Source organism: Chryseobacterium oryzae, assembly GCF_022811665.1.
In the GTDB taxonomy this organism is placed as follows: Bacteria; Bacteroidota; Bacteroidia; order Flavobacteriales; family Weeksellaceae; genus Chryseobacterium; species Chryseobacterium oryzae.
Genome location: NZ_CP094529.1, coordinates 2,019,248 through 2,031,840 on the forward strand (window position 1 = coordinate 2,019,248; position 12,593 = coordinate 2,031,840).

11 protein-coding genes are annotated in these 12,593 nt (G+C 35.1%); 8 read left to right on the forward strand and 3 right to left on the reverse strand.

The window, feature by feature from the left end:
* Window positions 1–58: 58 nt before the first annotated feature.
* Window positions 59–1,225, reverse strand: coding sequence for a THUMP domain-containing class I SAM-dependent RNA methyltransferase (locus tag MTP08_RS09275; RefSeq protein ID WP_243575761.1), 1,167 nt, complete (start codon window positions 1,223–1,225; stop codon window positions 59–61).
* Window positions 1,226–1,367: 142 nt separating this feature from the next.
* On the opposite strand from MTP08_RS09275, the gene MTP08_RS09280 reads away from it, so the two are divergent.
* Both MTP08_RS09280 and MTP08_RS09285 read left to right on the forward strand, forming a co-directional pair.
* Window positions 1,368–2,105, forward strand: coding sequence for a class I SAM-dependent methyltransferase (locus tag MTP08_RS09280; protein WP_243575762.1), 738 nt, complete (start codon window positions 1,368–1,370; stop codon window positions 2,103–2,105).
* Window positions 2,106–2,113: 8 nt separating this feature from the next.
* The gene (locus tag MTP08_RS09285; protein WP_209388944.1) at window positions 2,114–2,830 is read left to right on the forward strand and encodes a ZIP family metal transporter; all 717 of its coding nucleotides are present in this window, start codon (window positions 2,114–2,116) and stop codon (window positions 2,828–2,830) included.
* 75 nt (window positions 2,831–2,905) lie between these two features.
* Here MTP08_RS09285 and MTP08_RS09290 read toward each other — a convergent pair whose 3' ends face one another.
* Complete coding sequence (locus MTP08_RS09290; protein ID WP_243575763.1) at window positions 2,906–4,309, reverse strand: OmpP1/FadL family transporter; 1,404 nt, start codon at window positions 4,307–4,309, stop codon at window positions 2,906–2,908.
* 52 nt (window positions 4,310–4,361) lie between these two features.
* Window positions 4,362–5,471: a prolyl-tRNA synthetase gene (locus tag MTP08_RS09295; RefSeq protein WP_243575764.1), complete on the reverse strand. Its 1,110-nt coding sequence runs from the start codon at window positions 5,469–5,471 to the stop codon at window positions 4,362–4,364.
* Window positions 5,472–5,618: 147 nt separating this feature from the next.
* Between MTP08_RS09295 and proS the strand changes: the two genes are divergently transcribed.
* The 6 genes from proS to MTP08_RS09325 all read left to right on the forward strand — a co-directional run bounded on the left by proS (window position 5,619) and on the right by MTP08_RS09325 (window position 12,580).
* Window positions 5,619–7,094, forward strand: coding sequence for a proline--tRNA ligase (gene proS / locus MTP08_RS09300; RefSeq protein ID WP_243575765.1), 1,476 nt, complete (start codon window positions 5,619–5,621; stop codon window positions 7,092–7,094).
* A 128-nt stretch (window positions 7,095–7,222) separates the two neighbouring features.
* Window positions 7,223–8,509: an OmpA family protein gene (locus MTP08_RS09305; protein ID WP_243575767.1), complete on the forward strand. Its 1,287-nt coding sequence runs from the start codon at window positions 7,223–7,225 to the stop codon at window positions 8,507–8,509.
* 115 nt (window positions 8,510–8,624) lie between these two features.
* The gene (locus MTP08_RS09310) at window positions 8,625–9,956 is read left to right on the forward strand and encodes an Nramp family divalent metal transporter (RefSeq protein WP_243575768.1); all 1,332 of its coding nucleotides are present in this window, start codon (window positions 8,625–8,627) and stop codon (window positions 9,954–9,956) included.
* 383 nt (window positions 9,957–10,339) lie between these two features.
* Window positions 10,340–10,876 carry a nucleotide exchange factor GrpE gene (locus MTP08_RS09315; protein ID WP_209388938.1) on the forward strand — a complete coding sequence of 179 codons (537 nt, stop codon included), beginning with the start codon at window positions 10,340–10,342 and terminating at the stop codon, window positions 10,874–10,876.
* Between the two features lie 99 nt (window positions 10,877–10,975).
* Window positions 10,976–12,091 carry a molecular chaperone DnaJ gene (gene dnaJ, locus MTP08_RS09320; RefSeq protein WP_243575771.1) on the forward strand — a complete coding sequence of 372 codons (1,116 nt, stop codon included), beginning with the start codon at window positions 10,976–10,978 and terminating at the stop codon, window positions 12,089–12,091.
* A gap of 138 nt (window positions 12,092–12,229) precedes the next feature.
* Window positions 12,230–12,580, forward strand: a complete 351-nt coding sequence (locus MTP08_RS09325) for a prevent-host-death protein (RefSeq protein WP_243575773.1) — start codon at window positions 12,230–12,232, stop codon at window positions 12,578–12,580.
* Window positions 12,581–12,593: the final 13 nt, after the last annotated feature.

The following is a 12,593-nucleotide window of genomic DNA, read 5'->3' on the forward strand; positions in this document are numbered from 1 at the left end:
AAAAAAGCCTTGAAAATAAATTTTCAAGGCTTTTTTACTAATATGTTTTATAAAAATATTATTTTTTATCTTCTAATTTATGTACTTTCTTAGTACCTTCATACATTTCGTATTGTAAAAATCTTGTTTCCAATTTTCCGTTGAAAAGTTTAATTTTTCTTGAAGGTCGAAGTCCAATTTTCTTTACCGCTTCCAAATCTGAAGAAATGAGCCAAGCCAAAGTATTTGGATAATTCGTTTTAAATGTATCCCCTATTTTCTTATAAAAATCGTCATCATTTATAGAAATTCTTTCATCGTATGGAGGATTGAACACCATTAACAAAGGGAAAAGATCTTTTTTAGAATCGAAGAAATTCTGTTTTTTCACTTCAATAATATCTTCCATTTCTGCAGATTCTACATTGGTTCTTGCGGCATTCAGCATTCTCGCATCAATATCATAACCAACAATTTTTCCTGTAAATTCTTTCACTCTGTTTACCCTTACTTCTTTAATCTTAGAAAACAAATCTGCATCGTAGTTTTTCCAGTTCTGGAATGAAAATCTTCTTCTGAAAATCTGAGCAGGCAAATCGAGTGCAATCATTGCAGCTTCAATTAAAAGAGTTCCTGAACCACACATTGGATCTAGAAAATTTCCTTTTCCGTCCCAACCAGCCAACTGAAGCATACCGCTTGCCAAAACTTCATTAATAGGAGCTTCTCCCTGCTCTTTTCTGTAACCTCTTTTAAAGAGCGGATCACCGGAAGAATCGAGAGAAATGGTAACCAATTCGCGATCAATATGCAAGTGAAATTTTATATCCGGAGATTTTGTTTCTATACTTGGTCTTTTATGGTATTTGTTCTGAAAATAATCTACAATGGCATCCTTCATCTTAAAAGTCATGAATTGGGAATGCTTGAATCTTTCAGAATTTACCGTAGAATCTATTGCAAATGTTTGATCTACGTCCATAAACTCGTCCCATTCAAACTTAAAAAGCTTATCATAAAATTTACTTTCATTGAACGCTTTAAACTCCAGAATAGGAATAATAATTTTAAGAGCAGTTCTAGCAGAATAATTTATTTTATATAAAAAGCCTAAATCGCCTTCACAGTTTACTGCACGATTTTTAATTTCTACGTTTCTCCCGCCAAGCTTTTTTATTTCTTCCGCCAAGATAACTTCCAGTCCGAAAAATGTTTTTATCTGAATTTTGAGATTTTCTGTATCCATTCTGCAAAAATAGTCAAATTTTAATCGTTAAGTTGTGTTGATGAGTTTTGATAATAAAATAATCTCATAATCTCATGAATACTGTTTTGATTCATGATTTTGCTTAGGTTAAGCTTCCAACAAAAATCCTTACTTTTGCAATATGGAATGGTTTGAATCTTGGTTTGATACCCCTTATTATCACATACTTTACAGCAACAGAGATTACACAGAAGCAGAAAATTTCATTACTGCATTAACATCTGAACTTCAACTTGCAAAATCATCAAAAATAATAGATTTAGCCTGTGGTAAAGGAAGACATTCGGTTTTTCTGAATCAGCTTGGTTACGATGTTTTAGGCTTAGATCTTTCAAAACAAAGTATTGATCATAATAAAAAATTTGAAACTCATGACTCTGAGCCTGCACTTCATTTTCAGGTTCATGATATGCGAAATCCCATAAAAGCCGAACCTGTAGACGCAGTTTTTAACCTTTTTACAAGTTTTGGATATTTTGATAATGAAGAAGATGACCGAAAAGTTTTTCAGTCTGTACATGAAATTCTTAAACCAGAAGGTTATTTTGTTCTCGATTATCTTAATGAACAGTTTGTAAGAAATACTTTAGTTCCTGAAGCAACTGTAAACAGAGAGGGAATTGATTTTAAAATTTCCAAAAAAATCGAAGGGAGACACATCATAAAGGATATACAATTTGAAGCTGATGGTAAATCTCATCATTTTTTTGAAAAAGTGAAGCTTCACACTTTAGAAACCATTGAAAATTACGCTCAAGAATGTGGGTTTGAAAGAATCACAATTTGGGGAGATTATCAACTGAACGATTTTGAAAAAGAAAAATCTCCACGTTGCATTAACCTATTCAGGAAAAAATAACAGCATTTATGATTTTTATTTTACTTATATTAAGTGTTGTTGCTGGAGTTTTACTGGGAAAATACTTTGGTAAAAAAGAAAAGTTCGCAAAAAATCTTTTAATTGTAAGCGCCGGTTTTTTAATTACAATCTGCCTGAACGAAGTTTTTCCGGAAGTTTATCACAGCGAAACTGAAAATTTAGGCATTTTTGTTATCGGAGGTGTATTGCTTCAAATGATTTTAGAGGCTCTTACAAAAGGTTTTGAGCACGGACATTTTCATCATCACAGCGAAAACAATATCTTGCCTATGGCTCTCATGGTAGGGCTTTTTATCCATGCATTTATAGAAGGAATTCCTTTAGGAAATGAAGAAAACCCTTTTTCTCCGTATTTAATGGGAATTTTGGTACACAACATCCCAATTTCTTTTATATTGGGAGCATTTTTATTTAATAGAAAGAGTACTAAAGCATCTTATCCATCAATACTCATTGTCGCTTTATTTGCGTTGGCTTCACCTTTTGGGATGCTGTTAGGAAATTATTTCAATCCAGAATGGCAGCCTTATTTTCTGGCTATTGTAGGAGGAATTTTTCTTCATATTTCGTCTGTAATTATTTTTGAAAGTAATAAAAATCATAATGTAGACTGGACGAAAATTGGGTTGGTGCTGTTAGGCGTCTCTCTTGCATTAATGATACATCTGTTCCATGTACATCCTCATTCAGAACATATTCATTAAAAATCATCAATAACGAAAATAAAAAAGGCTTCAAAATTATCTTTCGAAGCCTTTTTTTATACTAACTTATTGATATTAAAATTTCCAACCAACAGTTACAAAAATATTGTTTCTCACGTTTTTCACATCCGAAACAACAGAATTTGGAGTTGCAACATCAAAATCTGAAGAATAATATCCTGTTCCGAAATCTGAATGACCCGCTAAGAACGGATTTTTATAATTTGAAGTAATATTCTGATAAGCAGCATCTATATAGAATTTCCCAAAATCATAGCCCAATCCTGCCCCAATCATATTTCTATCGCCCAAAATCATATTGCTAAAATTGGTCTGAGCAGTAGATCCTGAGTTGGTAAATGCGCTAACCGTCATATTATCAAACGGGCTGGATGTATAAGAATACCCTCCTCTTAAACGGAAAGATTTAATTCTATATTCTGCTCCCACTTTTATTTCAGATAAATTTTTGTAGGTATCACTGAAAAAAGAGTTTAATTCTTTTTCTGCATCTCCCTGAACTTTATAATGTGGTTTTGTAATACCTAAAGTATAATCTACATCAATGGCAAAATTCTTACTTGCTACAAAAGCTCCACTTAAAGTTGCTTTCATTGGAGATCTGAAGGTTCTGTCTTCAACAAAGCTATCCTGATAAACGTATCCGTCTGTTCCAGTATAATAGTCTGTATAAACTCTATCCAAAGACCACCAAGTAGGAGTTTCTATAGATGCTCCCAATCTAAGCTGATTTGTAATTTTTCCTAAAACTCCGACCGTTGCAGAAAACCCGTTAGATTTTTCTGAGAAAGGAGTATATTGTTTATTGAATGTATATGCCGTTTTATCTAAATCTAGACCAAAACTAGCACTGTCGTACTGTTCTAAATCTACATAATGCATATTTACACTAGCTCCTAAATAAAGTGAGTTATTGTAATTGGCACCAACACCTAAATTAAATTTAGTTTGAGTTCCGTATCTGTTATAAGCATGTCCTAAATAGGATAAGTTTCCTACTACATTATTTCCAGAACCATCCACAAGATTTTTAGAAATAACAACATTTGAATTTCCCGGAGATTCTACATAATTTTCCAGAGATGTTGTAGACATATTTGCTCCTAAATTGATGAATTTCCAAGGTGTTTCTGTCATCAGTTGAAATGCTGCCACACCTCCTACATTCCCAAGATTAACTTTGCTGATGTTATAGTTAACCGAATTTCCGGCTAATGTACTTGTATTTTTATTGTTTTCCACAGAAAGCGTTACGGAAACATCACCCGCAATAGCCACACCTAATCCGGCAGGATTGGTAAGCAAAGAAGAAGCATCTCCTCCTAAAGCACCATTAGAACCCGCCATAGCGTTAAATTTAGAGCTTCCCGTCATAGGTGTGTTAGAATACACATCTACCGAATTTCTGATTACCGATATATCCTGAGCCTGCAGATAAAAAGCTGCAGTAACACTCATTAGTACAAGAGATTTTTTTAACATTATTTTCAAGAATAGTTATTAATTTATATTATCTACCACCAGATCTAAAACCGCCGCCTCCGCCGCCAGATCTGAAGCCGCCTCCACCGCCTGAAGAACCACCTCTAAATCCACCACCGCTTCCGGAGTTAAAACCACCAGATCTGAATCCTCCATTATCGCTTGGTCTGTTAAAGTTGTCATTTCTTCTTGGTTGAGACTGAGGTCTGTAATCGTAATTAGGTCTTTGCTGATTCATGTTACCGTTAGGATTTCTCATCCCTGGCTGATTTCTGAATCCGCCATTATCCGAACCTTGTCGGAATCCGCCGTTGTTAGCACCTTGTCTAAATCCTCCATCTCCAGTTCCTTGTCTGAATCCTGAATTATTACTACCTTGACGATAGCCATTAGCATTTCCGGATCTGAAACCATTTGTATTATTACGGAATCCTGAAGCTGTATTCATATTTCTATATCCATATAAAGCTCCTCCATTAAAGCCAGATCTGCCATTTGCTCCGCTTCTTCTATACGAAGGAACATAATAATTTCCTCCCCAATAACCATTTCCCCAACCCCAATAAGGATTGCCATACCATCCACCATAATAAGGGTTTCCCCAGTTATTCCAGCCCATTCCCCAATAAGGATTGTAGCCTCCCCATCCCCAACCGGATCCCCAGCCGAAAGACATGCTCATACCCCAACCAGAACCCCAGCCCCAGTAAGGATTATATCCCCAACCCCATGGAGAACCCCAACCCATCATTCCGTAACCGTAGCCCCAAGAGTTATCATAATAATTGGTTTGGCTTCCTGCAAAATTTCCCCAATCGGAATCTGTTGCATTGTTATTCCAATTGGTATTGCTCCAATCGTTGTAACGGTTATTCTGTTGTTGCTGGTTAATTTGAGAATTTTCAATTACACTGCTGTCGCTATAATAATCGTAGTAATCTCCTACTCTGTTTCCTTCATTATTAATAATTACACCTTCCGGAAGAGTATCTTTATTGGGATCGTAATAAACACCGTCTGTCTCGCTGTATCCTCCCATTTGGGCACCACATGACATTAACAATAAACCACCTGAAACAGCTAAAATACCTTTAGATTTTAGAGTTTCAAATAAAAATTTATGTATATTTCTTTTCATGATAATGTATTATTTTTTTTAATTTAAATTATATTTGCATTCGGTACCAAAAATATACCAATTGTTGGTGCGAAAAATCTATCAAAAATAAATCTTTATTTTTAGATTACATAATTTTACAAAAGTTAAAATATTAAAAAAAAATTAATGGCAAAATTAACTTCAAGAAGCGAAGATTACAGCAAGTGGTACAATGAGTTAGTTGTAAAAGCAGATTTAGCAGAAAATTCCGGAGTAAGAGGTTCTATGGTTATAAAACCATACGGATACGCAATTTGGGAGAAGATGCGTGACGAAATGGACAAAAAATTCAAAGAAACCGGTCACGTTAATGCTTATTTCCCTCTTTTTGTTCCCAAAAGCTTGTTTGAAGCTGAAGAAAAAAATGCCGAAGGGTTCGCAAAAGAATGTGCAGTTGTTACCCATTACAGACTGAAAACAGACCCTAACAATCCTCATAAACTCATCGTAGATCCAGATGCAAAGCTGGAAGAAGAACTTATCGTAAGACCTACTTCTGAAGCCATTATATGGAATACCTACAAAAATTGGATTCAATCTTACAGAGATTTGCCAATTCTTATTAACCAATGGGCAAACGTTGTAAGATGGGAAATGAGAACCAGATTATTTCTAAGAACTTCAGAGTTTCTTTGGCAGGAAGGTCACACAGCACATGCTACTCGTGATGAAGCCGTAGAAGAAGCAGAAAAAATGAATAAAGTATATGCAGATTTTGCAGAAAATTTCATGGCAATTCCTGTTATTCAGGGATTAAAAACTCCTTCGGAGAGATTTGCGGGAGCTGATGAAACATATTGCATTGAAGCATTAATGCAGGACGGTAAAGCTTTACAGGCAGGAACTTCTCACTTTTTAGGACAAAATTTCGCTAAAGCTTTTGATGTTAAATTTACCAACAAAGAAGGAAAAATAGAATATGCATGGGCAACTTCTTGGGGAACATCAACACGTTTAATGGGAGCTCTAATCATGACTCACTCTGATGATTTTGGTCTCATACTTCCTCCAACATTAGCTCCTATACAAGTGGTTATTGTTCCTATTTTCAAAGGAGAAGAACAGCTTAATGAAATAAGTGAAGTTGCTTTGGAAATTCAGAATAAATTAAAATTAAAAGGCATCTCGGTAAAATTTGATAACGATACCCAAAACAAACCAGGTTGGAAATTTGCCGAATACGAACTAAAAGGAGTTCCTTTAAGAATTGCCATCGGACCGAAAGACTTAGAAAATAAATCTGTTGAAATTGCGCGAAGAGACAATCTTACAAAAGAAGTACGTCCTTTAGAAGGATTAGATTCTTATATTGAAGACCTTTTAAAAACTATTCAGGAAGATATTTATAAAAAAGCGTTCAGTTTCCGTGAAGAAAACATTACAAAAGTAGATTCTTACGAAGAATTCAAAAAAGTTCTTGAAGAAAAAGGAGGATTTATTTATGCTCATTGGGATGGAACGGCTGAAGAAGAAGAGCAGATTAAAGAAGAAACAAAAGCAACCATACGATGCATTCCGCTGAATGATGATATTGAAGAAGGAGTTTCTATGGTAAGCGGAAAACCTTCTAAAAGAAGGGTTTTATTTGCTAAAGCTTATTAAATTTAACATAATAATTTACTAAATCTATAAAAATTTTTAAAATTTTTATAGATTTTTTATTTTACAACCACTTTTGGATGAATTTTTGTTTAATTTTAAATAACATTAATTTTAAAAAATAAATTATTATGGCATTAAACATTATTGATCTTATTAAAGGGCAACTTGGAGCCGCATTAGTTTCTCAGACAGCCTCACAACTGGGAGAAAGCGAATCCGGAATTTCTAAAGCTATTTCAGGATTACTTCCTGTGGTGATTGGAGGTTTGGCAAACAATTCAGACAACCCAACTGTATTAGATACTGTAGCAAACTCTTCTTCAAACGGAATTTTGGGGAGTTTATCGAGCGCAACATCAGGCAATTCTTTTATATCGGGATTATTAACATCAATTTTTGGAGATAAACTAAGCGGAATTATCAACAGCGTCGCTACTTATGCTGGAATCAGCAACAATTCTTCTTCATCTTTATTGAATATGGTTACAGGAGCAACCATAGGATCTATAGGAAAATATGCTTCTGAAAACAATTTAGACCGAAACGGAATTGCATCTTTATTAAATGACCAAAAAGGAATAATTTCTACTTTATTACCTGCAGGTCTTTCTTTAGCATCCCTTAATGTAGGAGATTGGGCTAAAGGATATGGTTTTGAAGGAAATGAAAATCCTGCAACAAAGCCAGTAGTAGATGCTCCACGCGTAGAAGTAACAAGAAGTACGGCAGAAACAGGAACTTTTCCGGATAGAACTACTTCTTCAGAAGGTGGATCTATATGGAAATGGCTTTTACCAGTAATTCTTTTGCTTGTTGCATCTTATTTTCTTTGGCAACAATGCCGTAAGAGCGAAACTACCACTACTACAAGTGTAGAAGGCGATTCTTTAAAGACCAAAACCGATACAACTACTGTGAATTCTACAGCAACTACCACAAAAGTAGATGAAGATATCGACCTTAATGGTACAGCTCTTAAAGGATACAGAAACGGTATGGAAGATCAAATGATTTCTTTCCTTAAATCTGGAGAATACACCAATGCAAAAGATGACGCTGCACTAAAAAACAGATGGTTCGATTTCGACCATGTAAATTTTAAAATGGGAAGTGCAAACCAACTTGAAGCAGGTTCAGAAAGTCAGTTACAAAATTTAGTTGCTATTTTAAAAGCTTTTCCTGATGCTAAAATAAAAATTGGTGGTTACACCGATAAAACAGGAAATGAAGCTAACAATTTAAAACTATCTGCTGAAAGAGCTAACTTCATTAAAGATTGGTTATCTAAACAAGGAGTAGCATCGCAAGTAATTGCTGCCGATGGATATGGAAGCGAATTTGCAAAAGTAGACGCAAAAGCTTCTGATGCAGAAAGAGCAGTAGACAGAAAAATGTCTGTAAGATTTACAAAATAAACTTTATTTAAAAAATAAATGATTAAATCCTGAAAAATTTTTTCAGGATTTTTTTTGATACCTGCGATAGAATTCGTTTAATTTAATTAATTTTGTTAGTATATTCTAACAATACATGAATTTCAAAATAAAAGAAGGCTGGAGAAAAGAAAAAGTATCAGATTCCTTGCCTGAAGTTTTCTCTTCTATTCCCATTCCGAAAAAATCAGGATTTTGGCGAAAGTATCTTGCATTTGCAGGGCCAGGCTTAATGATTGCAGTTGGGTATATGGATCCTGGTAATTGGGCTACCGATATTGCCGGTGGTGCTCAGTTTGGGTATACTCTACTTTCTGTAATTCTTATATCCAATATTTTTGCTATGGTTTTACAGCACCTTTCCGTAAAACTTGGGGTTGCAACCGAACGAGATTTGGCGCAGGCTTGTAGAGATCACTTTAGCCCAACTACGAATGTTATTCTTTGGATTCTTTGCGAAATAGCAATTGCTGCTTGCGATCTTGCCGAAGTCATCGGTTCTGCAATCGCACTCAATTTACTTTTCGGAATTCCATTAACATGGGGTATTGTTATTACAACTATCGACGTACTTTTAATATTATTGCTTCAGGCAAAAGGATTCAGATGGGTGGAAAGTATTGTTGGAGGATTAATTTTTATCATTCTAATTTGTTTTGGGTATGAACTTATCATTTCAAAACCAGAAATTAATCAGATTTTAGGCGGATTAGTTCCACAGAAAGAAATCATCACCAATCCTGCTGCACTTTATATCGGGATAGGGATTTTAGGTGCCACAGTAATGCCTCATAACTTATATCTTCACAGCAGTATTGTGCAGACAAGGGATTACGATAGAGATAGAGCCGGAAAAAAAGAAGCTATAAAATTCGCAACTTTAGACAGTACAGTTTCCCTTTTAATTGCTTTTTTCATTAATGCAGCAATTCTTATTTTAGCTGCAGCAACTTTCCATACTACGGGAAATCAGCACATTGCAGATATTCATGATGCCTATAAAATGCTGACTCCAATTTTGGGAGCTTCTATGGCGAGTATTGCTTTTGCCATTGCTCTTTTGGCATCCGGACAAAATTCTACGCTTACAGGAACGCTTGCCGGACAAATCGTAATGGAAGGATTTCTGAACATCAGTCTTAAGCCATGGCTCAGAAGGCTAATTACCAGACTTATTGCGGTGATTCCTGCTCTTATTGTAGCAATACTTTACGGAGAACAGGGCACTACAGATTTATTGGTTTTAAGCCAGGTTATTCTATCCATGCAACTGAGTTTTGCCGTAGTTCCTCTGGTAATGTTTACCAACGACAAATCTAAAATGGGAGAATTTGTGAACAAACCCATTCTAAAAATTTCTGTATGGATTATCTCAGGAATTATTATTGTGCTTAATCTATACCTTTTGTATCAAACAGTTTTCGGGTAATTTTTTAGGAGCTTTTTCCCGCTTTCCGTTGCAATCTTTTTTTTCAAAAAAGGATTTCCACTGCAATCGGGGCTAATGATGAATACTTTTGAATGATAGAACTACTATTTTAATTTAAAATTTTCAACTTTCAATATTTATTAATTACGTTTCAAAAAAAAGAGATTTTTAGCCCAGATAGTAACGGTTACCCCGCAACTTGTAAGGGACAGCCTCGGAATAAGCTAAGGACAGAATAGGCGTGAGGAGTATGAGTGGATAGCTGGAAATAGCTCCCTGAAATCTTAATTACTTTCATATTAGAAAACAAACTCTGCCTAATTGTCATTATTTTTTATTTGGCAAACTGTTTGACAAATCACAATGTAAAAAGTTATTGAATTATGGAAAATCAGGATATCAACGAAGAAAACATCAATAAACACGAAGAAAACGCTAACGAATCTCAAAATAATCAACAGGAAAATGTGGCAGAAACTCCTACTGCAGAAGAACTTTTGGCAGTGGAAAAAGATCGTTACATTAGATTGTATGCGGAATTCGAAAATTATAAAAAAAGAACTTCCAAAGAAAAAATGGAATTCTTCCAATATGCAAACCAAGACATGATGATTTCTATGTTGGGAGTATTGGATGATTTCGAAAGAGCTCTAAAAGAAATTGCTAAAAACGGAAGTGAAGCAGATCTTCAAGGTGTTGAATTAATTTATAATAAATTCAAAAACAAACTTACTGAAAAAGGATTAAAAGCAATGGAAGTAAGAGCAGGTGATAATTTTAATGTAGATTTTCATGAAGCTATTACGCAAATCCCGGCTCCAACGCCCGAACTAAAAGGTAAAATAGTAGATGTTATTGAAACAGGATACACTTTAGGAGACAAAGTAATCCGTTTTGCTAAAGTAGTAACCGGAAACTAAAATTCGTTAATGATAAATGATGAGTGACTATTGAGGAAAATTTTCACTTAGTTTTATGAAGCATCAATAATCATTTATCAACATCAATTATAATATATCATGTCAAAAAGAGATTATTACGAGGTTCTAGAGATAAGCAAATCTGCCAGTTCCGAAGAAATAAAGAAAGCATACCGAAAAATGGCTATTAAACATCATCCAGACAAAAATCCGGGTGATAAAGTGGCTGAAGAAAAATTTAAAGAAGCAGCAGAAGCTTATGAAGTTTTGAGTGACGACCAAAAACGTGCTCGATATGACCAGTTCGGTCATGCCGGTGTTGGAGGAAACGGAGGCTTTGGAGGCGGAGGCTTCGGCGGAGGTATGAACATGGAAGATATTTTCAGCCAGTTTGGAGATATTTTCGGAGGAGGTTTCGGAGGTTTTGGCGGCGGAGGTGGTCGTCAACAGGTAAAAGGTTCTAATTTGCGAGTTAGAATTAAACTGAATCTGGATGAAATGGTGAACGGAACCCAGAAAACTCTCAAAGTAAAAAAAATGAAGCTTGCGGAAGGTGCAACTTCAAAAACATGTCCTACATGTAACGGTTCCGGAGTTCAAATGAAAGTGATGAACACCATGTTCGGACAAATGCAGACCCAAACTACCTGCGGAACTTGTCAGGGAATCGGTAAAGTTGCAGACAAAATTCCGGCAGGAGCCAATGCTCAAGGATTGATAAAAGATGATGAGGAAGTTACAATCAGTATTCCTGCAGGAGCTAGAGACGGAATACAGCTTAACGTAAGAGGAAAAGGTAACGATGCACCTTTTGGCGGAGTTCCTGGAGATCTTTTGGTTATTATTGAAGAGGAAGCAGATGCTACTATAAAGAGAGAAGGCGATAATCTTCATCAGGAATTATATATTTCTTTTGCAGAGGCAGCTTTGGGGACTAAAAAAGAAATCCCTACAGTTGGTGGTAAAGTGAAAATTACCATTGATGCAGGAACACAATCCGGAAAAATATTAAGATTAGCAGGAAAAGGATTACCAAGCATAGACAGCTACGGAAAAGGCGATATGTTTATTCATATTAACGTATGGACTCCGCAAAAGCTTACAAAAGACCAAAAAGAATTCTTCGAAAAGCAAATGAACAGCGGAGAAATGGTTGCCGAACCCTCTGGTAAAGAAAAAACTTTTTTCGACAAAGTAAAAGATTTATTTAATTAAAAATAGGAGGCTTTTTACAAGCCTCTTGTCTATTTTATCATAAAAAACTTATCCACAAACTGCGCTAGAAACTACTGAACTCATAAATAGATCTTAGATTTTTTTGTAATTTCGACGCGCAATTTAAAACTATTTCAAATGAATTATCAGCTTCAGCTGCGAACGCCCGAGTCTAATCTTACCCTTGTTTTTCATGCTATTGTGTTCGATTCTTTCAAGGTGAATGTTATTGAAAGATATACCGGGAAAGGAACAAAATTGTGCGAGGTAGTACTTAAGGTAAGAACCTTGGATGACCAAATTGTCCACAGAAAAGACGGATTTATAAAAATAAAGTTGAAAGATGAAGATTTTGAAATGTATAAGAACTTAACAAGAACTCTTACTTCTTACGACTACAAAAACAAACTCATCAACAGAAATAAAGCAGATGAAGATTTTGTACATTTTCTGCTAAGGATCGTTATTATTAATTACGATTTCAATTAAAATCATTTCAAAA

What these genes read in the sequence shown, in the direction of transcription:
- MTP08_RS09275 (WP_243575761.1), bottom strand. Translation starts at nt 1,225, where the DNA reads ATGGATACAGAAAATCTCAAAATTCAGATAAAAACATTTTTCGGACTG.
- MTP08_RS09280 (WP_243575762.1), top strand. Translation starts at nt 1,368, where the DNA reads ATGGAATGGTTTGAATCTTGGTTTGATACCCCTTATTATCACATACTT.
- MTP08_RS09285 (WP_209388944.1), top strand. Translation starts at nt 2,114, where the DNA reads ATGATTTTTATTTTACTTATATTAAGTGTTGTTGCTGGAGTTTTACTG.
- MTP08_RS09290 (WP_243575763.1), bottom strand. Translation starts at nt 4,309, where the DNA reads ATGAGTGTTACTGCAGCTTTTTATCTGCAGGCTCAGGATATATCGGTA.
- MTP08_RS09295 (WP_243575764.1), bottom strand. Translation starts at nt 5,471, where the DNA reads ATGAAAAGAAATATACATAAATTTTTATTTGAAACTCTAAAATCTAAA.
- proS (WP_243575765.1), top strand. Translation starts at nt 5,619, where the DNA reads ATGGCAAAATTAACTTCAAGAAGCGAAGATTACAGCAAGTGGTACAAT.
- MTP08_RS09305 (WP_243575767.1), top strand. Translation starts at nt 7,223, where the DNA reads ATGGCATTAAACATTATTGATCTTATTAAAGGGCAACTTGGAGCCGCA.
- MTP08_RS09310 (WP_243575768.1), top strand. Translation starts at nt 8,625, where the DNA reads ATGAATTTCAAAATAAAAGAAGGCTGGAGAAAAGAAAAAGTATCAGAT.
- MTP08_RS09315 (WP_209388938.1), top strand. Translation starts at nt 10,340, where the DNA reads ATGGAAAATCAGGATATCAACGAAGAAAACATCAATAAACACGAAGAA.
- dnaJ (WP_243575771.1), top strand. Translation starts at nt 10,976, where the DNA reads ATGTCAAAAAGAGATTATTACGAGGTTCTAGAGATAAGCAAATCTGCC.
- MTP08_RS09325 (WP_243575773.1), top strand. Translation starts at nt 12,230, where the DNA reads ATGAATTATCAGCTTCAGCTGCGAACGCCCGAGTCTAATCTTACCCTT.